This window comes from Allobosea sp. GW822-FHT03F07, assembly GCF_058801345.1.
Map to the genome: position 1 here is coordinate 18,311 of NZ_JBXAND010000016.1, position 20,019 is coordinate 38,329.

General features: G+C 64.6%; 19 protein-coding genes and 1 pseudogene. 3 read left to right on the forward strand and 17 right to left on the reverse strand.

What is annotated here, in order from left to right; genetic code table 11:
• Nucleotide 1 precedes the first annotated feature (1 nt).
• Entirely contained in the window at nt 2-841 is an 840-nt protein-coding gene (locus AC1RMY_RS24980) for an ABC transporter ATP-binding protein (RefSeq protein WP_492869268.1), read from the reverse strand.
• A 227-nt stretch (nt 842-1,068) separates the two neighbouring features.
• Here AC1RMY_RS24980 and AC1RMY_RS24985 point away from each other — a divergent pair, with 227 nt between their 5' ends.
• Nucleotides 1,069-2,295, forward strand: a complete 1,227-nt coding sequence (locus AC1RMY_RS24985; protein ID WP_492869225.1) for an ABC transporter substrate-binding protein — start codon at nt 1,069-1,071, stop codon at nt 2,293-2,295.
• Between the two features lie 13 nt (nt 2,296-2,308).
• On the opposite strand, the gene AC1RMY_RS24990 is transcribed toward AC1RMY_RS24985, so the two are convergent.
• The 9 genes from AC1RMY_RS24990 to AC1RMY_RS25030 form a co-directional block, all read right to left on the reverse strand.
• On the reverse strand, nt 2,309-3,313 hold the full coding sequence (locus AC1RMY_RS24990) for a winged helix-turn-helix transcriptional regulator (RefSeq protein WP_492869226.1): 1,005 nt from the start codon (nt 3,311-3,313) through the stop codon (nt 2,309-2,311).
• A gap of 152 nt (nt 3,314-3,465) precedes the next feature.
• Entirely contained in the window at nt 3,466-4,980 is a 1,515-nt protein-coding gene (locus tag AC1RMY_RS24995; RefSeq protein WP_492869228.1) for a class I adenylate-forming enzyme family protein, read from the reverse strand.
• A gap of 41 nt (nt 4,981-5,021) precedes the next feature.
• Nucleotides 5,022-5,780, reverse strand: coding sequence for an SDR family oxidoreductase (locus AC1RMY_RS25000; protein WP_492869229.1), 759 nt, complete (start codon nt 5,778-5,780; stop codon nt 5,022-5,024).
• Nucleotides 5,777-8,173: a xanthine dehydrogenase family protein molybdopterin-binding subunit gene (locus tag AC1RMY_RS25005; RefSeq protein WP_492869230.1), complete on the reverse strand. Its 2,397-nt coding sequence runs from the start codon at nt 8,171-8,173 to the stop codon at nt 5,777-5,779. The genes AC1RMY_RS25000 and AC1RMY_RS25005 overlap by 4 nt, the downstream gene beginning before the upstream one ends.
• Nucleotides 8,170-8,928, reverse strand: a complete 759-nt coding sequence (locus AC1RMY_RS25010) for an N-acyl homoserine lactonase family protein (RefSeq protein WP_492869231.1) — start codon at nt 8,926-8,928, stop codon at nt 8,170-8,172. Before AC1RMY_RS25010 ends, AC1RMY_RS25005 begins: the two co-directional genes overlap by 4 nt.
• On the reverse strand, nt 8,925-9,410 hold the full coding sequence (locus tag AC1RMY_RS25015) for a (2Fe-2S)-binding protein (protein WP_492869232.1): 486 nt from the start codon (nt 9,408-9,410) through the stop codon (nt 8,925-8,927). The genes AC1RMY_RS25010 and AC1RMY_RS25015 overlap by 4 nt, the downstream gene beginning before the upstream one ends.
• Nucleotides 9,407-10,285 carry an FAD binding domain-containing protein gene (locus AC1RMY_RS25020; RefSeq protein WP_492869233.1) on the reverse strand — a complete coding sequence of 293 codons (879 nt, stop codon included), beginning with the start codon at nt 10,283-10,285 and terminating at the stop codon, nt 9,407-9,409. Before AC1RMY_RS25020 ends, AC1RMY_RS25015 begins: the two co-directional genes overlap by 4 nt.
• 1 nt (nt 10,286) lies before the next feature.
• Complete coding sequence (locus tag AC1RMY_RS25025; RefSeq protein WP_492869234.1) at nt 10,287-11,069, reverse strand: enoyl-CoA hydratase-related protein; 783 nt, start codon at nt 11,067-11,069, stop codon at nt 10,287-10,289.
• Nucleotides 11,066-11,545, reverse strand: coding sequence for an acyl-CoA thioesterase (locus AC1RMY_RS25030; protein ID WP_492869236.1), 480 nt, complete (start codon nt 11,543-11,545; stop codon nt 11,066-11,068). Before AC1RMY_RS25030 ends, AC1RMY_RS25025 begins: the two co-directional genes overlap by 4 nt.
• A gap of 111 nt (nt 11,546-11,656) precedes the next feature.
• On the opposite strand from AC1RMY_RS25030, the gene AC1RMY_RS25035 reads away from it, so the two are divergent.
• Together AC1RMY_RS25035 and AC1RMY_RS25040 are read left to right on the forward strand one after the other, a co-directional pair.
• The gene (locus AC1RMY_RS25035; RefSeq protein WP_492869237.1) at nt 11,657-13,150 is read left to right on the forward strand and encodes an NAD-dependent succinate-semialdehyde dehydrogenase; all 1,494 of its coding nucleotides are present in this window, start codon (nt 11,657-11,659) and stop codon (nt 13,148-13,150) included.
• A gap of 19 nt (nt 13,151-13,169) precedes the next feature.
• Complete coding sequence (locus AC1RMY_RS25040) at nt 13,170-14,003, forward strand: SRPBCC family protein (protein WP_492869238.1); 834 nt, start codon at nt 13,170-13,172, stop codon at nt 14,001-14,003.
• A gap of 401 nt (nt 14,004-14,404) precedes the next feature.
• On the opposite strand, the pseudogene AC1RMY_RS25045 reads toward AC1RMY_RS25040, so the two are convergent.
• The 7 genes and pseudogenes from AC1RMY_RS25045 to AC1RMY_RS25075 all read right to left on the reverse strand — a co-directional run.
• Nucleotides 14,405-14,947 (reverse strand): annotated as a pseudogene (locus AC1RMY_RS25045) (transposase); the annotation flags it as partial.
• A gap of 327 nt (nt 14,948-15,274) precedes the next feature.
• Nucleotides 15,275-15,952 carry a 3-oxoacid CoA-transferase subunit B gene (locus AC1RMY_RS25050; RefSeq protein WP_492869240.1) on the reverse strand — a complete coding sequence of 226 codons (678 nt, stop codon included), beginning with the start codon at nt 15,950-15,952 and terminating at the stop codon, nt 15,275-15,277.
• Nucleotides 15,952-16,662, reverse strand: a complete 711-nt coding sequence (locus tag AC1RMY_RS25055) for a CoA transferase subunit A (RefSeq protein ID WP_492869242.1) — start codon at nt 16,660-16,662, stop codon at nt 15,952-15,954. Before AC1RMY_RS25055 ends, AC1RMY_RS25050 begins: the two co-directional genes overlap by 1 nt.
• A gap of 61 nt (nt 16,663-16,723) precedes the next feature.
• Nucleotides 16,724-17,932, reverse strand: coding sequence for a 3-oxoadipyl-CoA thiolase (pcaF, locus tag AC1RMY_RS25060; RefSeq protein ID WP_492869243.1), 1,209 nt, complete (start codon nt 17,930-17,932; stop codon nt 16,724-16,726).
• Between the two features lie 113 nt (nt 17,933-18,045).
• Nucleotides 18,046-18,588 (reverse strand): NADPH-dependent FMN reductase, encoded by a 543-nt coding sequence (locus tag AC1RMY_RS25065; protein WP_492869244.1) that lies wholly within the window; start codon nt 18,586-18,588, stop codon nt 18,046-18,048.
• 66 nt (nt 18,589-18,654) lie between these two features.
• Nucleotides 18,655-18,942 (reverse strand): YciI family protein, encoded by a 288-nt coding sequence (locus AC1RMY_RS25070; protein WP_492869246.1) that lies wholly within the window; start codon nt 18,940-18,942, stop codon nt 18,655-18,657.
• A gap of 77 nt (nt 18,943-19,019) precedes the next feature.
• On the reverse strand, nt 19,020-19,994 hold the full coding sequence (locus tag AC1RMY_RS25075; RefSeq protein WP_492869248.1) for a sugar ABC transporter substrate-binding protein: 975 nt from the start codon (nt 19,992-19,994) through the stop codon (nt 19,020-19,022).
• Nucleotides 19,995-20,019 lie beyond the last annotated feature (25 nt).

The following is a 20,019-nucleotide window of genomic DNA, read 5'->3' on the forward strand; positions in this document are numbered from 1 at the left end:
GTCACTGCCTCGCCCTGCGTCGGCCGGAGCCGAGATAGGCCTCGACGACCTGGGGATCGCGCGACACGGTCGCATAGTCGCCATCGGCGATGATCGCTCCCGAACGCAGGACGGTGATGCGATCGGCGATGCGCGAGACCAGGCTCATGTTGTGCTCGACCATCAGCACTGTCCGGCTGGTCCCTATCGCTTTGATCAGATCAGCGACGCGTTCGACATCCTCGAAGCCGAGACCCTGCGTCGGCTCGTCGAGCAGCATGACCTGCGGATCGGTTGCCATGGTCGCCGCCAGTTCGAGCGCACGCTTGCGGCCATAGGGCAGATCGCCGGCACGCCAGCTCGCATAGGTCGTCAGGTCGAAACTCGTCAGTAGTTCGTCAATCCGGGCGTCGGTCTTGCCGCGAGCGGCGCCGTTACCGAAGAAGCGCCAGGCATCGACATGCGGCCGCTGCAGGGCGATCCGGATGTTCTGCGAGACCGTCAGCTTCTCGAAGGTCGCCGAGATCTGGAAGGAGCGAACCAGCCCTCGGCGGGCGACGAACTCCGGCGCGAGCATGGTGATGTCCTCGCCCATCAGCTTGATCTGACCAGCGGTCGGCTGAATGAAGCGCGTCAGGAGGTTGAAGACCGTCGTCTTGCCCGCGCCATTGGGACCGATCAGGGCATGCACGCCGCCGCGGTCGACCTCAAGGTTGAGATCTTGCACCGCGACAAAGCCGCCAAACGACTTGATGATGCCGCGGGCCTGAAGGACCGGCCCATTGCCGCTTGGAGAACTGACTCGCCGATCGTCCCGAGAGACGGAACTCGGCGTTGCTCCCCGATTTTCGACATGCGTCATCAAGCTCGCGACAGCAGGCATTTGATCCTCTCCCAAAGCGGCGGGCGTTGTCTCGCTCGCATCTGCGTCGGCTCGTTCTCGATCCGTCTTGACTGATCTCGGAATAGTTAGTCTAGTTATGAAAGTCAATCGGGCTCGCTAAACCCGCAAGACTGAAATCGCCCGAACGGGCGCTGCCGGACGCGACGATGCGGTTCCGGCGAGGAACTTCGAGGGAGGGAAGAAGCATGTTGAAAAATCATTTGGCCGCGCTGGCGGTAACAGCTGCGATTTCGGGTTTGGCGGTGTCGGCCGCGTGGTCGCAATCGTCGGGGATTTCCGATGAAGCCGTCCGCATCGGCGTTCTGACGGACATGTCCGGCCAGTTTTCAGATCAGGCCGGCCCCGGCGCAGTGGCGGCGGTCCGCATGGCGGTCGAGGACTTCGGCGGCAAGGTTCTCGGCAAGCCGGTAGAGGTCGTCGTCGCCGACCACCAGAACCGCAACGAGGTCGCCGTCGCCAAGGCGCGCGAGTGGTTCGACGTCCAAAAGGTCGACATGGTCGCCAACCTGATCAACTCGTCGATCGCGCTGTCCGTCGTCTCTATCGCCAAGGAAAAGGACAGGATCGCGATCGTAAATGGCTCTGGCACGTCCCGGCTGACGATGGACGCCTGCACGCCCAACAGCATCCACTATGCCTACGACACCTACGCGCTCGCCAAGGGCACCGGCCAGACCTTGATCGAGAAGGGCGGCACGAGCTGGTTCTTCCTGACCGCCGACTACGCTTTTGGCCATGCGCTGGAAGCCGATACCTCCGCGGCGGTGAAGGCTGCCAAGGGCAACATCGTCGGTTCGGTGCGCTATCCTATCGACACGATGGACCATTCCTCCTTCCTGCTGCAGGCGCAGGCTTCAAAGGCCAAGGTCGTCGCCATCGCGGGCTCCGGAACCGTTTTCGTGAACGCGGTGAAATCCGCCAAGGACTACGGCATCTCGGATGGGGGACAGACCATCGCCGGCCTCCTCGTCTGGCTGCCGGATACCCATGCCCTGGGACTGGAAACGGCGCAGGGCATGATCCTCACCGACGCCTTCTACTGGGATCGGGACGAGGCCACGCGCGCCTGGTCGAAGCGCTTTTATGACAGGATGGGACGGATGCCGCATATGGGCGACGCCGGAGACTACTCGTCCACGATGCACTATCTGAAAGCCGTCGAAGCCGCCGGGACCGACAATGCGAAGGCGGTCATGGCCAAGATGAAGTCGACGCCGGTCAACGATTTCTTCGCCAAGGACGGCATCATCCGCGAGGACGGCCGCTTCATCCACGACATGTATGTCTACCAGGTTAAGACCCCCAAGGAGTCGAAGGCGCCCTGGGACTACTACAAGCTGGTCAAGACCATCCCGCGGGACGAGGCTTTCCGCCCGCTTTCCGAGAGCACGTGTCCACTCGTCAAGAAGTGAGCGGGCATCCGGATCAGGGATCGTATTCCCTGATCCGGATTTCGCCGTCGTCGGTGACGTCGTAGTTGCGCTCGTAGGCCATTTCCCAGGCGTGGATGGGTTGCCTGCATTTGTCGCAGATGACCTGTGGGGTGAAATCCTGGCCACAGGTCTTGTGAGTCAGGATCATCGGCGGCGCGCCGTGTGCGAGCCAACGATCACCCCAGGCGAGGATGGCCACGAACGGCCCATAGAGATCCAGCCCCATAGGTGTGAGGCGATACTCGAACCTGTCGGGAAGGCGCTGATAAAGATGCCGCTCGAAGATGCCCTTCTCGACCAGACGGTTGAGCCGGTCGGTCAGGATGTTGGGCGCGATGTTCAGCCGCTCCTCGAACTCGTCGAAGCGGCGCGCTCCCAGAAACGCTTCCCGCGTGACCTTGAAGGTCCAGCGGTCGCCGATGATCTGCAAGGTACGGGAGACCGACGAGGGCCGGCCACGGTTGTAATGCTCGCTGTCGGAGGAGCGGCGGGATCGCCTGAACTCGATCGGCGCGCTTCGCCCTGCGCCTGGACCATCGCGATAGCTGACCTCCCGCGCCTTGAGTTCCTCACCGCAGGCCGAGCAGGCCACGATCGGTTCGCTGTGGCAGCCGCAGTTCTTGTGAATCAAGCGCAGCGGGATCCTGGGCACCCCGTCGAGCCATTTGTCGCCGAAGCGCAGCATCGCGATCATGCTGGGGTAAAGGTCGATCCCCATCTCGGTCAGGCGGTACTCATAGCGCAGAGGCCGCTCGAGATAGGCCAAGCGTTTGAGGATGCCTTGATCAGTCAAGCGCCTGAGGCGCTCCGTCAACGTCTGGCGCGGCACTTTCAGACGCGCTTGAAAATCGTCGAAGCGTCGCGCGCCGAACAGGCATTCGCGGATGACGAGGAACGCCCATGCGTCTGACAGGATCGCGATAGCCCGCCCGACCGAGCAATTGCGCTCAAGCGCAGGAGATGCGGTTCCAGCCTCATCATCATCCGCGGCGTGCACGGAATCCTTTCCCGCACTTTTTGTCGCTGCGGCATTTCTCACGCGGGCGCCTTTCGAGTGTCAGGCTTCATTGCGATACCGTTCTAGCCACATAGGGGCCGGTACGAAACCAAGCTGCTGCGGCCGCCCGCTCCGCCAGTGGCAAAGCCGCCTCAGCGCTCCGACAGCAGCTCTTTCAGTTTGAAGCGTTGCACCTTGCCGGACCCGGTTCTCGGGATCGCCGTGACGACGTGGACGGCCTGGGGTGTCTTGTAGCTCGACAGTCGCGTCCGGCAATGAGCCAGGATGGACTCCTCATCAAGCTGATGCCCCTCCCGCGGGATCACGAAGGCGACCGGGACCTCGCCAAGAAATTCATGGGGAATGCCGACGACTGCGCAGTCGAGGACGCTCTCATGGGCGAAAATAGCCTGCTCCACCTCGACCGGAGCGATATTTTGCCCACCGCGGATGATGATCTCCTTTAGACGCCCTGTGATCGAGAGGAAGCCGAAGCGGTCCGCGCGGGCAAGATCACCCGTACGGTACCAGCCGTCGCGCAGCGCTGCGGCTGTGGCCTCTGAATTGTTGTGGTAGCCGAGCATCACGTTCGGACCGCGCACGATCAGCTCGCCTTCTGCTCCAGGCGCAACGTCGCGATCGTCGAGATCGACGATGCGGGTGGCGAGCCCGGGCAACGGCAGGCCGCAGGAACCCATGAAGCGACCGCCGTGCGGTGTATTGATCGTCACCATCGTCGATGTCTCGGTGATTCCGTAGCCATCAAGTAGCTTGACGCCGAACCAGCTCTCGAATTCCTGGTTGAGAGGGCCGGGAAGGACGGCTCCGGCCGACAGGCAGATCCGTACCTTCGACAGGGTCCGGCGACCTTCCTCCTTTGCGCGTTCGAGCATGTAGTGGAAGACGGTCGGGACACCGGGCAGCAGCGTAATCGGCTCCTGCGCGAGCACTTCGGCCAGGCGCGTGGTGGAGAAGCTCTCCATCAGGTACTCGCTAGCGCCCGTGGCGACGATGCTCACAACGGCGAGATTCAGCGCATAGCTGTGATAGAGCGGTAGCGCGTTCAGCACGTAGTCGTCGGCATTCAACCCGGCTACCGGCGCCCAGCAGGCGGCGGTCACCCACAGCATGCTCTGCAGCGAGAGCACCACTCCCTTCGCTCGCCCGGTCGTGCCAGAGGTGTAAACGATGAAGGCCGGTCGTTCGATGTCGAGCGGGTCGAGCGGGGTGGGGCCGGCTGCGTCTTCCGCCACGGCCGCTCCCTTTCCGTTCTCCAAGGCCATGATCGCGACTGTGCCCGAAGCCTGACCTAGGACGTCGCGCTTCTGCTCGCGGGCGAAGGCCGCAACGCATTGCGCGTCGTCGATGCGATAGGCGATCTCGTCGACGGTCGCGTCGAAGCTGATCGGAACGGCTACCGCGCCCGCCCGGACGATGCCGAGGCAGGCCTCGACCCAGTCGACCGAATTCGGCAGATGAATCGCGACGCGATCGCCAGGGGCGACACCATTGGCCTGGAGATGGCTTGCAATCCGGGCTGTCCGCTCCGCCAGCCCACCATAGCTCACGGAACGATCCTTGTCCCGGAATGCCAGGGCCTGCGGGCGCGTCGACGCCTGCCGGCCCAACAGCTCGCCGATCGGGGCGATGAGGTCGGTGATGATCATGCGCGTCCTCCCCAGGACGTGTTTTCTGGCCAGGCGATGCGTCAGAGCATCGCGAAGCCGCCGTTGACGCTGATAGTCTGGCCGGTGATCCAGGCGGCATCGGCCGAAGCGAGGAACGCCACCATCGGCGCTACATCGGCTGGCTGGCCGATGCGCTTCAGCGGGTAGTTCTTGACCATCTTGGGCAGATTCTCGGCCAGCCAGGCCGGGTCCGAATGGGCGGACTGGATCATGCCCAGCGTCACTGCGTTGCAGGTCACGTCGTAGCGACCGAATTCGCGCGCGAGCGACTTGATCAGCGCGATCGTGCCGGCGCGCGAAGCTGCGGCCATCGAGAGGTTGGCCTCGCCGACACGGGAGGAGTCGCCGCCGAGCGAGATGATGCGACCGCCCTTGCCGGCCTGGACCATATGGGGCAAGGCGGCCTGCGAGGTGTTGACCGTGCCGAGCAAGCCGACATCGATATGGCGTTTCCACTGCTCCGGTGTGGTCTCGAGGAAGCGGGCGCGCTGGGCGATGCCGGCGTTGTTGACGACGATGTCGATGCTGCCGAAGTCGGTTACGACCCTATCGACCATCGCCTTGGTGTCGGCGAAGTCGGCGATATCGGCCTTGCAGGCGATCGCCTTGCCGCCGGCCGCGTTGATCTCGGCAGCGACCTTCTCGGCGGCCTCCGCGCTTGATTGGTAGTTGATGGCGACGGCGGCACCCTGCGCCGCGAGCTCGAGCGCGATCGCTTTGCCGACGTCTCGGCCAGCGCCGGTCACGAGCGCGGCCTTGCCGGCGAGAGAGAGGTTCATGTCGTGGTCCTTTCCTTGGAGTTCTTCGCCCGTGCAGCCTCGACCAGCCGGAAGATCCGGTCGGGCGTGACGGGCAGCGTGTCGATTTCGATACCGAGCGGGGACAAGGCATCGGAGACGGCGTTGGCGATGGCGGCTGGCGCACCGATGGTTCCGCCTTCGCCCATGCCGCGGAAACCGCCGATCGTGCCGGGCAGTTCGGCCTCGACATGGACGATGCCGATCGGCGGAATGACGGATGCGATGGGGACGAGGTAGTCGGCGAGGCTTGCGCTGATGCACTGCCCGTCGTCGTCATGGACGACCTCTTCGAGCAGCGCCGCGCCGATGCCCTGTGCGACGGCGCCTTGCACCTGCCCGTCGACGATCATCGGGTTGATGATCCGGCCGCAATCCTCGGCGACGACGAAGCGCTTGACCGTGACGCCGTAGGTCTCCGGGTCGACCTCGACCATGGCGAGGTGGGTCGAGGAGCAGGCGGTGCCGAAATAGGGGTCGTAGCTCTCCGTCGCGACGAGATCCTCGCGCTGATCATGCGGAATGCGGCCCATCTGGGCGTAAACAGCATGGGCGATCTCCTTGAAGGTAAGCGATCGGTTAGAAGAGCGGGACCTCACAATGCCCTGCGATGCCTCGAGGTCCTCGACGGAAACCTCCATCAGGTGCGCGGCTGCCTTGAGCACCTTCGCCTTGACGACATGCGAGGATTTCGTCGCGGCGCCGCCGGCGAGCACGGCCGAGCGGCTGGCATAGGTTCCCGTGCCCATCGGAACGAGTGCGGAATCGCCGTGGCGGACTTCGATATCCTCCATGCGGCAGCCGAGTTCGTCGGCAATGACCTGGGCCAGCGTCGTTTCGAGCCCTTGACCGTGGGAGGAGATGCCGAAATCGGCGGTGATTGCGCCTGTGGCGTCGATCGTGATCTTCGCCGTCTCGACACCGGTGTTGATCGGCATGCCGGGGGCGACGGCGATACGCGAGCCGATGCCGGTCAATTCCGCGTAGCTCGCGAGGCCGATGCCGACCCACCGTCCCTGATCGCGGGCCGCGTCGCGCTCGCGCAGCAATGCCTGGTAGTCGACGTGGTCGCAGGCCGCCTGCAGGCATTCCTGAAAGGCCGAGCGGTCCCAGATGATCCCGGAACCCGTGCGGTAGGGGAACTCCTCGGCATTGACGAGATTGCGCCGTCGTATCTCGGCCGGGTCGAGCCCCAGCTTGCGCGCAGCCATGTCGACCAGCCGCTCCATCGCAAAGGTCGAGGCCGGGCGGCCGACACCACGATAGGGTCCGGTCGGAGGCTTCGGGGTCAAGACGCCTCGGATACGCCCGCGATAGGCCGCCATGCGATAAGGCCCAGGCAGGAAGCTGACGACCTGGACCGGTTCGAGCGCGCCCGTCCACGGGTAGATCGAATAGGCGCCGATATCGCCGATCACGTCGGCTCGCAGCCCCAGCAGGCGACCTTCCTCGTCGACGGCGAGTTCGGCATCCATCAATTCGTCGAAGGCCTGGCTCGTCGCCGTCAGGTCTTCCAGCCGGTCGCTAACGAACTTGACCGGTCTGTCGAGCTTGCGCGCCAGAACGCAGACCAGAAGCTCCTCGTGATAGAGCGAGCCCTTGCCGCCGAAGCTGCCGCCGACGTCCGGAGCGACGACGCGCATGCGGTTGCCCGGCAGATCGAGGCAGCCTGACAGAACGTCCCGGATGATGCCCGGGATGTTGGTCGAAGAGTGCAGGGTCAGCGCGCTTTTGCGACGATCCCATTCGGCGAGATAGGAGCGCGTCTCCATCGCCATCGCGGTCTTTCGCGTCATCCGGAAGCGTGCGCGGACCGTGATGGGCGCCTGCGCAAAGACCTCGTCGACCTCGCCGCGCTGGAACTCGCGGGAGATGATGACGTTGGTCCCTGCTTCCTCGTGGAGCAGGGGCGCACCCGGCGCGACGGCGTCGACCTGCCGGATCGCGAAAGGCAAGGGATCGTAGTTGATCGCAATGCGTTCGAGAGCATCCTCCGCCGCATAACGGCTCTCCGCCACGACGGCGACGACAGGCTCCCCGACATAGCGAACCTTTCCACGCGCTAACGGCCAGATCGGCGTCGCGTAGTAGTTCTTCATCTTGGAGGCGGGGATCGCCGGCAACAGGTCGGCTTCAAGGTCAGTCGCGTCATAGACCGCGACGATGCCGGGGACGTCGAACACGGCGCTAAGATCGATCGACCGGATGGCGGCGTGGGGCTGGTCGCTGCGTCGCAGTGCAACATGCAGCGTGCCCTTGGGCGCGATGTCATCGACATAACGCCCGTTTCCGGACAGCAAGCGCGGGTCCTCGGTCCGCTTGACGCGTGCGCCTACGAGCTTGGGCCGCAGCTCGGAGGCGTCGACCTGGCTCATTCGTAGAAGTCCCCGCCTTTGCGCAGTGAAGCCCACTGTGCGTCGTCGTGACCGAAGATCACGGTGGCGCCTTCAGCTTCCAGACGCTTGATTTCGGCGATGGAGGCGGCCGCGAGCTCCTGGTTCCAATTGTTCCTCGGCAGGATCCCGTCGAGAGACGAGCGCATTGGCGCCGCATCCGCGGCCAAAAGGAAACGGCCGTCCCGGTCGAGCTGAACGAGGGCGCCCGTCATTCCCGGCGTGTGTCCGGGAAGAGGGATAAGGACGATCCGGCCGTCGCCAAACAGGTCATGCTGCTGATCGAAGGTGGTGTAGCCGTTCGGCTGATCCCATTCCCTCGGGAGATAGCCTTGGTTTGTCGCTCCCTCGGCTTTGGCCGTCTCAAGTTCGACGGCGTGGCACATAATCTTCGCGTGACGGAAGGCTTCGTTGCAGCCGCAGTGATCAGGGTGAAGGTGGGAGCACACGACGATGTCGATGTCGGCTGGCTGGAGCCCCAGGCCGGCGAGGTGCGGCACCACGGTGTCGTGCTGGCCGAAGATCGGGGTCATGACGCGGGCCAACCCGCCCCAGCGCCCGTCAGGGTCGGTCGCCGCATCTGGACTGCAGCCTGTGTCGAACAGCACGTTGCCCTTCGGATGACGGATCAGCGCACAGGACACCGGCAGTTCGATCGTCTCCTCCTTGGCGGCTCCCGGCTGATAGATCGAGCGGCGCATGCGCAGCCGCCCGCCTGAGAGAAAGTGCAGCTTCATGGCCTGGCCCTCTGTTCTCGGACGAGTTCGCGCACGGCATCGACGATGTGCTCGTAGCCGGTGCACCGGCAGATGTTTCCGGACAGCGCCTCACGGATCTCGTCGTCGCCGGACAGCTCGTGATTCCGCAGGATGTCAGTGATGGTCATGATGAAGCCCGGCGTGCAGAAGCCGCATTGCAGGCCATGATGATCGCGGAACGCCTGCTGGATCCGTCCGAGGGTCTCGGCCGTGCCTTGGCCCTCCACCGTCTCGATCTCGGCGCCGTCTGCCTGGATGGCGAGCGTCAGGCAGGAGCGCGCGCTGCGCCCGTTCAGCAGGACCGTGCAGGCACCGCAGACGCCATGCTCGCAGCCGACATGGGTTCCCGTCAGCCCGAGTTCGTGGCGAAGCATGTCGCTCAGAAGCAGGCGTGGCTCGACCGATACGGCATGCTGCAACCCGTTGACGGTAAGGGTGATCTCGCGCTTGGCGGTCGTCATGCGGGCACCGCCTCCCTGGCGCGCGACCAGGCATCTCGGATCGCGCGCGCGGCGAGGGCACCGGCCAGATGGCGTCGGTATTCGCCGGAAGCGTTTAGATCTGAGTTCGGTGATATCGAAGCACGCAAGCTCTCGACGGTGCGGGAAAGCGCGTGGTCGGAGAGTTCGTTGCCCTCCAGGACTTCTTCAGCAGCCGGAATGCGGCTTGGCATCTCGCCCACGCCCATCACCGCAATGCGGACGTCGCAGGCCTTTCCCGCTTCTCGCCTCATCAAGACAGACACGGCTGCCAGCGCATAATCGCCATGGCGCCTGGCGAATTCGTGGAATCCGTACCCCATGTCCCGAGGCGTGGTCGCAAGATCGATCGCTACAACGACCTCATCGGGTTCCAGTGACGTCACAAGCGAGCCGGCGAGGAACTCGTCAATCGGGATGATCCGCGTTCCTCGAGCCGAGACGGCATGGATTTGCCCGTCGAGCAGTACGGTCATCATCGGCATCTCGGCGGCCGGATCGGCATGGCAGACGCTGCCGCAGAACGTGCCTCGATTGCGGACCGTTAGATGCGCGACATGCTTCATCGCTTCCGTGACGATGGGGGCATGGTGCGCGATGACGGTGTCGCGCGCCGTCATGAAATGCCGGACAAGTGCTCCGATGCGAAGGCGGGCGCCATCCAGTTGCACCTGGTCGAGCCCGGCAATCGCGTTGATGTCCACGAGCACCGACGGCTTGACGAGCCGGAAGTTCATCATCGGCATCAGGCTCTGCCCACCGGCGATCACCTTGCCGTCACCGCCTGCGCCAGCAAGGACTTCGGCCGCATGCGCGACACTTTCGGCCCTGACATAGTCGAATGCGGCAGGCTTCATGTCAGCGCCCCTGGAAGCGCGGCGCGCGCTTCTGCGCAAAGGCCGCGCGCCCTTCCGCATAGTCGGCACTGTTCAGGGCCCTCAGGATGTGTGCGTCGGCGCCCCCAGCGTCGAACGACTGATCCGTCATGGCGAGGCCGTTCAGAATCGCCTTGGCGCCGGCGATCGAGAGAGGAGCCAAATCCGAGAAGCCATCGAGAAGCGTCTTTGCGCCTGCAAGCGGGTCCTCGGCGATACCTTGCGCAAAGCCGACCCGCAGGGCGTGCGCGGCGTTGAAGGGTTGCGCCGAGAAGAAGATGCGCTTTGCTTCCGCTAGACCGACCAACGCTAGCAGTCGACCCGTGCCCTTCACGCCATAGACGATCGAGAGCTTGGCGGCAGGGATCGCCATCCGAGCGTCGGCGGAAATGATGCGGAAATCGCACGCCATGGCGAGATTGCAGGCACCGCCATAGCAGTGGCCTTGAATGGAGGCGACGACCGGACGCCCGAGGGCGGCGATGGCGTCACAAGCTGCATCGACCGCGACTTCATAGGCAATTCCTTGCTCTGTCGAGGCCCGGGTCTGCTCGAAGTCGCCGATGTCGGCGCCGGCCGAGAAGGTCGAGCCTGCGCCGGTGAGGACAACGCCCCGCAGGGTCTCGTCTCGCCCGAACGCGGCGAAGAGGTCGGCGAGCGCCTGCCACATCGCGAAGGTGACGGCGTTCTTCCGAGCAGGGCGATTGAGTGTGACCGTCGCAATTGCGCCGTCACGGGTCACATCGATGCCGTCGATATCGGTCATGCGCGTTCAGTCCGGAGGGTTTCGAGGAAGCCGCGGAGCGACACGGGCAGTGCGGTCGGGCGTCGGGTTCGGCTGTCGACATAGACATGGACGAAATGCCCCTCGGCCGCGGCGAGATCCTCGTCTTGCCCAAAGAGTCCCACCTCGTAACGGACGCTGGAGCGGCCGAGATGGGCCACACGCAGCATCGCGGTGACCTCTTCCGGGAATGAGAGGGAGGCGTGATAGCGACATCCGGTCTCGACCACGAGGCCGATCACATCGCTCGAAGCGGGGTCCAGCAGGCCGCGCTCGATCAGCGCCGCGTTCACGGCGGTATCGAAGAACGCGTAGTAAACGACGTTGTTCACGTGACCATAGACGTCATTATCCATCCACCGTGTGGGGATAGGGCGCGACAGCAGATAGTCCTGGCGGCGCCCGCGGATGGGGCGATCGGCCGCCGGGCCGGGGGCAGTGGTTTCTTGGTCCACCATTGTTTCCTCCTAGTGACTTGCATTATTAGACTGTGTTAAGGCGTGTCAAGGCATCCGACGCTGAGGCGGCCAGAAAGCCAGGCTGAACGCAGCGCGACAGGAGGACGTACAATGAAGGTGACGCTAAGCAGAAATCTGCGGGAAACCCTCTCGGATCCCGGCCTATTCCTCGAGGCGAACCTCGTGGGTGGGGAATGGATCGGAACGGTAGGCCGAGACGTGATCGCGGTGACCAATCCCGCGACAGGGCAGGTCATCGGTTATGTACCGTCGCTCCGCCGGGTGGAGATCGCGAAGGCGATTGCGGCCGCGCACAAGGCCCAACCGGCCTGGCGCGCCAAGACCGGCAAGGAAAGAGCTGCGATCTTGCGCCGGCTGTTCGATCTCATGATGGAGAACCAGGACGATCTGGCGCGCATCATGACTGCGGAGCAGGGCAAGCCGTTCGCCGAGGCAAAAGGCGAAATCGCCTATGCCGCTTCATTCATCGAATGGTTCGGCGAGGAAGCGAAGCGGGTTTACGGCGATACGATACCCGCGCCCGTCAATGGGCGTCGCATCATCGTTCAAAAGGAGCCGATCGGCGTTTTCGCGGCGATCACGCCGTGGAATTTTCCGGCGGCAATGATCACCCGCAAAGCTGGCCCCGGGTGGGCTGCGGGTTGCGCTGGCGTCATCCGTCCGGCGAGCGAGACTCCTTTCTCGGCACTGGCTCTCGGTGTGCTGGCAGAGCGCGCCGGCCTGCCTCCCGGAGTCTGCAACATCGTGACCGGCCCGTCTTCCGAGTGTGGCAAGGAGCTCTGCGAGAACCCGCTCGTCCGGAAGCTCTCCTTTACCGGATCGACGCGGGTGGGCTCGCTCCTGCTGTCGCAATGCGCTCCGACGGTAAAGAAGACGAGCATGGAGCTGGGCGGCAATGCCCCGTTCATCGTCTTCGATGACGCCGATCTCGACGAGGCGGTGAAAGGCGCGATGGCCTCGAAATATCGCAACACCGGCCAGACATGCGTCTGCGCGAACCGTTTCCTGGTCCAGGCCGGGGTCTATGATCGCTTCGCGGAGAAGCTTGCAAAGGCCGTCGGACAGCTCAGGGTCGGCGACGGCATGAACGAAGGCGTGACCCAGGGGCCGCTCATCAACGCCGCCGCCGTCGACAAGGTCGAGGAGCATGTCTGCGACGCGTTGGCCAAGGGCGCGCGGGTCGTGGCCGGTGGGAAGCGCCATCAGCTCGGCGGAAACTTCTTCGAACCGACGGTGCTCGCCGACGTTCCCCGCTCTGCTCTTGCCTTCCAGGAGGAGACTTTCGGACCGCTCGCCCCCCTGATCCGGTTCGAGACCGAGGCGGAGGCGATCGCCATGGCGAATGACAGCGAGTTCGGCCTGGCCGCGTACTTCTACAGCCGCGACATCGGCCGCGTGATGCGTGTGGCGGATGCGCTGGAAGCTGGCATCGTCGGGGCCAACGAAGGCCTTATCTCCACCGAAGTCGCTCCCTTCGGCGGCGTCAAATCTTCGGGACTAGGTCGCGAGGGCTCGAAATACGGCATCGAGGACTATCTCGAGATCAAATACGTCTGCCTCGGCGGCATCGGCCAACCCAACTGAAACACTGGGAGTAAACGCGATGGACATGTCCGGTGAGCAGCGCATCGAAGCGTCGCGCGACGTGGTCTGGGCCGCACTGAACGACTCCGACATTCTTCGGAAATGCATTCCCGGGTGCCAGACACTCGAGAAGCACTCCGATACGGAGATGACCGCCGTGGCCGTCATCAAGGTCGGCCCGGTGTCGGCAAAGTTTCAGGGAGCGGTGACGTTGTCCGATCTCGATCCGCCGAACGGGTACCGCATCACCGGTGAAGGCCAGGGAGGAGTCGCGGGCTTTGCGAAGGGATCGGCCGAGGTTCACCTGACCGCCGATGGGGCAGCGACGATCCTGCGATATTCGGTGTCGGCGCAGATCGGTGGAAAGTTATCCCAGCTCGGCGGCCGCCTTATCGATTCGACAGCGCGGAAGCTGTCCGATGCCTTCTTCAAGCGCTTTGCCGAGGAGATCGCGGCGGGTGCCACTGAGGCAAGGCCCCGCGGGGAGGAGAGCGGACAAGCTGGTATTTCGTCCAGGTCACATACAGGGCAGAGGCTTAATCCCGGTACTTCACGCAGCATTTCGGCGGGAGCCCCCGCTGCCTCGCCAACTTGGATCTCTTGGCTCAACATGGTGGTGCTGACCGCAGCCACCATCGTCATCGCTGGGGGATTGCTGATGGGTGGGCGGTTGTCGTCTCCTCTTGCGGCGGAAGCTTCCATTATCGACCTTTCGTCAGGCATCTTACTTTTTTTGATGCTGGCTGTCGGATACCTGGCAGGAAGGCAGCATGAGTTATCTCGAGCGAACGTGTCAGACCGCCAATTGGTGCTTGCGCTATTGGCGCAGCGCGCTGAGGTGACGGGGAACTGAGGGATAGTGGCGGCGAGCGTTTGAACTAATCGAACGCGTTCGTCAGCCGGAGTTTCCGCTCGGCAGCGGACCCCGGACCTCGCACATCTCGGCGGGAGCTGGTGTCATGGACTCGGTGGGCCAGCCTAGCCGATACCTCGGCCGCGCTGGTGCTAGATCAAACGAATTGCGCAGCTGTTGGCGCTTGTTAGCGCCAGTTGCAGACATCGCTTCATTGCCCAGAATCAGACCTGCGATAGCGGGCAACCTGCCAGACGAGGACGCCTCGCGCCCAACGAATTCTTCCACCTCGACTCAATCGCGCTCGGGCTGCGTAGCTGGCCGCTCCTACTGCAGGAACTCGCGACCTTCGCACCGGCGGAGTTTCGCGCGAAAGGCTGACTGCTGGGGGCTGCGCGCCGATACTCGCGCACCGAGCGCCGGGTCCGGGCGAGATCGTCCCAGTCCACCGCCTCCGAGCCCTCGGTGGAACGCTGCTTGTTGGCGTCGGCCTTGATCAGGCTGGCATCGACCGCGAAGCCTTCCCCGCCCACGAGGCCTTCCGCGATACAGCGCCGGACGGTCGTCTCGAACAACTCCCGCAGGAGGTCGCTCTCGCGGAAGCGGCCATGCCGGTTCTTCGAGAAGGTCGAGTGATCCGGGACGTCGCCTTCCAGCCCGAGCCGGCAAAACCAGCGATATGCCAGGTTCAGATGCACTTCCTCGCACAGGCGGCGCTCGGAGCGGATGCCAAAGCAGTAGCCGATGAGCAGCATCCGGATCATCAGCTCCGGATCGATCGAGGGCCGCCCCATCTCGCTGTAGAACGGTCGCAGATGCACGCGGATATCCGAAAGATCAACGAAGCGATCGATGGCGCGCACCCAGTGACCGGCTGGCACATGCCGCTCAAGGCTGAACTCGTAGAACAGCGCCTCCTGCGCCACCTGCCGCTCGCCCATCATCGCGCCGCCCTCCGACCAAGGATAACTGAATCAGGACTTCATGCCCCCAGCAACAGCGACTTTTTCAACGACATCCGCCAGGAGCGGAAGTCGGCCGGCGCCGGAAAGCGGATCCACGCAGCGCAGTCGCGTCACGGCCGGCGTCGACCCTGGCTGTGTAAAAACGCGCGAGTCAGGTAGTGTTTTCCCAGCGCGATGCGGGGGGATCGGATGCCCCATTTCGTTGAACGAGCCGACCGCTCGCAGCTGAGTTTGCTGCCCGAGTGCCTGAACGACTGGGTCGATGAAGACAACACCGCCAGCATCGCGTCAGTTGTGGCCGACCTGCTACGAAAAGGAATTGGCTGACGCAGCCTTGGCGAGGGTCGGCGCAACCGCGAAGGGCGCCGCCGTCTTGGCCTTGACCTCGTCGAGCGTCACGCCGGGGGCGAGTTCGAGCAGGGTCAGGCCGCCCCTGGCCTTGTCGCAGGCCATGACGCAGAGATCGGAGACGATCAGGTCGACCACGCCGGCGCCGGTCAGCGGCAAGGTGCAGCGCTCCAGCACCTTGGACTCGCCCGCCTTGTTGGCGTGATCCATCACGACGATGATCTTCTTGACGCCGGCGACGAGATCCATCGCGCCGCCCATGCCCTTCACCATCTTGCCGGGGATCGTCCAGTTGGCGATGTCGCCGTTCGCCGCCACCTCCATGGCGCCAAGGATGGCCAGGTCGATATGGCCGCCGCGGATCATCGCGAACGAGTCGGCCGAGGAGAAGAAGCTCGAGCTCGGCAGGAGCGTGACCGTCTGCTTGCCGGCATTGATCAGGTCGGGATCGGCCTCGCCCTCATAGGGGAAAGGGCCGATGCCGAGCAGGCCGTTCTCCGACTGCAGCGTCACGTTCACGCCGTCGGGAATGTAGTTCGCCACCAGTGTCGGGATGCCGATGCCGAGATTGACGTAGAAGCCGTCCTTCAGCTCCTTGGCCGCGCGTGCGGCCATCTCTTCGCGGGTCCAGGCCATTATGCCGTCTCCCTTTTGCGCTCGGTCAGCTTCTCGATGCGCTTCTCGTTGATCGTGCTCTTGATGACGCGGTCGACATAGATGCCCGGCGTGTGGATCGCCTCGGGGTCGAGCGTGCCCGCCGGCACGATCTCCTCGACCTCGGCCACCGTCACCTTGCCGGCGGTCGCCATGTTCGGGTTGAAGTTCCGCGCGGTCTTTCGATAGACGAGATTGCCGGCGGTATCGGCCTTCCAGGCCTTGACGATGGCGAGGTCGGCCCGGAGCCAGGTCTCGCGGACGTAAGATTGGCCCTCGAATTCCTCGACCGGCTTGCCCTCGGCGACGACGGTGCCGACGCCGGTCTTCGTATAGAAGGCCGGGATGCCCGCTCCGCCGGCGCGGATGCGCTCGGCGAGCGTGCCCTGCGGATTGAGCTCGAGTTCCAGTTCGCCGGCGAGATATTGCTGTTCGAACAGCTTGTTCTCGCCCACGTAAGAAGCGATCATCTTTCTGATCTGCCTTGTCTGCAGCAGCATCCAAAGGCCGAAGCCGTCGGCCCCGGCATTGTTCGAGATCACCGTCAGGTCCTTCACCCCGGAATCGCGGATCTGCGGGATCAGGCTCTCGGGATTGCCCGAGAGGCCGAAGCCGCCGGACATGATCGTCATCCCGTCGAACAACAGCCCATCGAGGGCTGCCTTCGGGCCGTCATAGATCTTGTTCGTCATCCATCCCTCGCTTCTTGTATCCTTGAATTGCTTGGCGCTGTTCCGGATTCCGGCTGTTGCCTCAAACGCGTTCGAGAGCGATGGCGATGCCCTGGCCGACGCCGATGCACATGGTGGCGAGCGCACGGCGCTTGCCGCTCAGCGACAGCTCGAGCGCCGCGGTGCCGGCGATGCGGGCGCCCGACATGCCAAGAGGGTGGCCGAGCGCGATCGCGCCGCCGTTCGGGTTCACATGCGCGCCGTCCTCTGGGATGCCCAGCTCGCGCAGCACGGCGATGCCCTGGCTGGCGAAGGCCTCGTTCAGCTCGACCACGTCGAAAGCGCTCGGCTTCAGGCCGAGCCTCTCACAGAGCCGGCGGGTCGCAGGAACGGGGCCGAGCCCCATCACGCGCGGCGCGACGCCTGCGGCGGCACCGCCGAGGACGCGCGCCAGCGGCTTCAGCCCATATCGCGCCACCGCCTTCTCCGAAGCCACGACCAGGGCCGCGGCGCCGTCATTGACGCCCGACGCATTGCCGGCGGTGACGGTGCCACCCTCCTTGCGGAAGGGCGTCGGCAGCTTGGCGAGCTTGTCCAGCGTGGTGTCGCCGCGCGGATGCTCGTCGACTTCGACGCGGACGGGATCGCCCTTGCGCTGCGGGATCACGACCGGAACGATTTCCTGCGCCAGGCGGCCGTTCTGCTGGGCGGCGACGGCCTTGAGCTGCGAGCGCACTGCGAAAGCATCCTGATCGGCGCGGCTGATCCCGCAATCGGCCGCGACGTTCTCGCCAGTCTCCGGCATGGAATCGACGCCGTATTGCTGCTTCATCAGAGGGTTGATGAAGCGCCAGCCGATGGTGGTGTCGTGGATCTCGGCATGGCGCGAGAAGGCGCTGTCGGCTTTCGGCAGCACGAAGGGCGCGCGCGACATGCTCTCGACACCGCCGGCGAGCATCAACTCGGCTTCGCCCGCCCGGATCGCGCGGGCGGCAGTGATGACCGCATCCATCCCTGAGCCGCACAGGCGATTGATCGTCGTGCCGGGAACCTCCTTGGGCAGGCCGGCGAGCAAAAGCGACATGCGCGCGACGTTGCGGTTGTCCTCGCCGGCCTGGTTCGCGCAGCCGAAGATCACCTCTTCGATCGCCGCCGGGTCGAGCCGGGCATGCCGCTCCAGCAGCGCCTTCAGCGGCACCGCCCCGAGATCGTCCGCGCGCACCGACGACAGGGAGCCGCCGAAGCGGCCGATCGGCGTGCGGACATAAGCACAGATGAAAGCTTCGCTCATTTCCCTAACCCATTCCTGCGGGTTCTCGTCGGGCTACCGCATGCATGGCCGCGCGGCGTCCCGACGGGGCCGCGCGGCGATCGTTTTGTGACGTCGGCCGAAGCCGAGCAGGCCTAGCTCAGCCGCTCTCGCCAGTCGCGAAGCGCCTCCAGGAGCTGGCGCACGAAATCCCGCGTCGGCTCGTCGGTGAGGTGGCCGCTCTCGTCGAACTTGCTCGACGCCTGGCCGATCATGACTTCCGGCTTGTTAAGAGGGAACGCGTTGAGGAAGACGAGCATTTGCCGCAGCTGGTACTGCGCCCGCGCGGTACCGAGCACGCCCCCGCTCGCGCCCATGATGCCGACCGGCTTGCCGTCGAAGGGCTGGCTCGGCGGGCGCGAGGCCCAGTCGATGGCGTTCTTCAGGACGCCCGGGATGGAGTAGTTGTATTCGGGCGTCACGAACAGGATCGCGTCGGCCGCGGCGAGCTGGTCCCGAAACCGCTGCACCTGGCTAGGATAACCTGCGACGCGCACGTCGTCGTTATACAGAGGCAGGTCGCCGATCTCGGCCGTCTCGATCGCGACGCCCGACGGGGCGAGTTCGATCGCGGCACGCAGCGCGGAACTGTTATAGGAACCGGCGCGCAGGCTGCCGGAGATGCCGATGATCTTCAATGGTCCATCCTTCTCGATTTTGCAGCTTCGCGCTGCGTGCGTCGGCTCGTTCGGCACCCAAGGGTCTTAGCCCTGGCGGCGCAGGAATCCGGTTATCGCGGCCGGCTGCCAGATCCCGGCCTTGAAGAACGGGTCGGCCTCGTGGAAGCGTTCGGCCGCCGAGCGGTCCGGCGCCTCCACTAGGAAGAGGCTGCCAATCATCGTCGCGCCGTCGTCGCCCACCAAGGGACCCGACATCACGATCGAGACGCCGAAGCGGGACGTGTCCGCGAGGAAGGCCTTGTGGGCGTCGTAGTGGCCAAGCCGCGTTTGGAGGCCCCCCGGGCGGTCGAGGGCATGGATCGCGAACAGCATCGGTCTCCCCAGTGTTCAGGACAGTCGCGCGTGCGGCGTTCGGCGGCCGGCTTGTTGTCCGGCTGCCGCGCCCCGGTTCAGTTGGTCTTGGTCGCGAGAGCGGCGGCCTCGTCCCATTTCGGGCAGGCGCGACCTTCGAGCGGCGTGTCGTATGGCTGGTAGTTGCTCTTGTCGATGACGGTCGGCTTCAGCACGACTTCGCCGACGATCGGTTCCTTTCGAAGCGACCGGATGACGATCATGGTGCCGATGCAGCCTTGGAGGAAGCCGTTGTAGTCGCCGGACGCCAGGAGCTTGCCGGCCTTGATGGCGTCGATCGCCTCCTTCGTGCCGTTGATGCCGACGATCTGCGCCTTCCTGTTGGCGCCGTCGAGCGCCTCGATCACGCCGACGGCCATGGCGTCGTTGGCGGCGAGCACGCCATCGATCTTGGCGTGCGACTGCATCAGGTTCTCCATCACCTGGAGCGCCTGGAGACGCTGGTAGTTTGCCGGCTGGCTCGCCAGCAACTTGACGTCCTTGTTCTCCTTGATCGCGTCGTTGAAGCCCCGCACGCGATCGACGTTCGTGAGCGAGCCCTTCACGCCCTCGATGATGACGACGTTGCCCTTCCCGCCGATCGCCTTGAGCAGGTAGCGGCCGGTCTCCAGGCCGAGGCTGTAGTCGTCGGCGCCGACGAAGCCGAGGAACTTGCCGCCCACGCTCCGGTCGGTGACGTTCACGGCCGGGATCTTCGCCTCGTTGATCCGTTCGACGCCCGGCACCATCGCCTTGTAGTCGACGGGCACGAAGACGATGCCGTTGGGCTTCTTCACCGCGACGTCCTCGATCTGGCTCAGCTGCTCGGGGATCGAGTCCGGCTTGGTCGGGATGTAGTGGACCGTCTTGGCTCCCAGCGCCTTGGCGGCGGCGTCGGCCCCGACCCGCACCGTCTGGAAGAACGGGTTGGTGTGGTTCTTGGTGAACACGGCGATGGTCTCGCCGTCCGCGAATGCCCCGGTCGCGAGCATCGCGGCCGGCAACGCAAGGCCGAGCGTTTTCAGAATGGTCATGGCGTTCCTCCTTCAGGTTTCTTGA

Excerpts from the sequence above, each read along its gene's own strand:
- AC1RMY_RS24980 (WP_492869268.1), bottom strand. The coding sequence starts at position 841 with ATGACGCATGTCGAAAATCGGGGAGCAACGCCGAGTTCCGTCTCTCGG.
- AC1RMY_RS25035 (WP_492869237.1), top strand. The coding sequence starts at position 11,657 with ATGAAGGTGACGCTAAGCAGAAATCTGCGGGAAACCCTCTCGGATCCC.
- AC1RMY_RS25075 (WP_492869248.1), bottom strand. The coding sequence starts at position 19,994 with ATGACCATTCTGAAAACGCTCGGCCTTGCGTTGCCGGCCGCGATGCTC.
- AC1RMY_RS25010 (WP_492869231.1), bottom strand. The coding sequence starts at position 8,928 with ATGAAGCTGCACTTTCTCTCAGGCGGGCGGCTGCGCATGCGCCGCTCG.
- AC1RMY_RS24985 (WP_492869225.1), top strand. The coding sequence starts at position 1,069 with ATGTTGAAAAATCATTTGGCCGCGCTGGCGGTAACAGCTGCGATTTCG.
- AC1RMY_RS25000 (WP_492869229.1), bottom strand. The coding sequence starts at position 5,780 with ATGAACCTCTCTCTCGCCGGCAAGGCCGCGCTCGTGACCGGCGCTGGC.
- AC1RMY_RS25070 (WP_492869246.1), bottom strand. The coding sequence starts at position 18,942 with ATGCTGTTCGCGATCCATGCCCTCGACCGCCCGGGGGGCCTCCAAACG.
- AC1RMY_RS25005 (WP_492869230.1), bottom strand. The coding sequence starts at position 8,173 with ATGAGCCAGGTCGACGCCTCCGAGCTGCGGCCCAAGCTCGTAGGCGCA.
- AC1RMY_RS25015 (WP_492869232.1), bottom strand. The coding sequence starts at position 9,410 with ATGACGACCGCCAAGCGCGAGATCACCCTTACCGTCAACGGGTTGCAG.
- AC1RMY_RS25040 (WP_492869238.1), top strand. The coding sequence starts at position 13,170 with ATGGACATGTCCGGTGAGCAGCGCATCGAAGCGTCGCGCGACGTGGTC.
- AC1RMY_RS24995 (WP_492869228.1), bottom strand. The coding sequence starts at position 4,980 with ATGATCATCACCGACCTCATCGCCCCGATCGGCGAGCTGTTGGGCCGG.
- AC1RMY_RS25020 (WP_492869233.1), bottom strand. The coding sequence starts at position 10,285 with ATGAAGCCTGCCGCATTCGACTATGTCAGGGCCGAAAGTGTCGCGCAT.
- AC1RMY_RS25025 (WP_492869234.1), bottom strand. The coding sequence starts at position 11,069 with ATGACCGATATCGACGGCATCGATGTGACCCGTGACGGCGCAATTGCG.
- AC1RMY_RS25030 (WP_492869236.1), bottom strand. The coding sequence starts at position 11,545 with ATGGTGGACCAAGAAACCACTGCCCCCGGCCCGGCGGCCGATCGCCCC.
- AC1RMY_RS25050 (WP_492869240.1), bottom strand. The coding sequence starts at position 15,952 with ATGGCCTGGACCCGCGAAGAGATGGCCGCACGCGCGGCCAAGGAGCTG.
- AC1RMY_RS25055 (WP_492869242.1), bottom strand. The coding sequence starts at position 16,662 with ATGACGAACAAGATCTATGACGGCCCGAAGGCAGCCCTCGATGGGCTG.
- pcaF (WP_492869243.1), bottom strand. The coding sequence starts at position 17,932 with ATGAGCGAAGCTTTCATCTGTGCTTATGTCCGCACGCCGATCGGCCGC.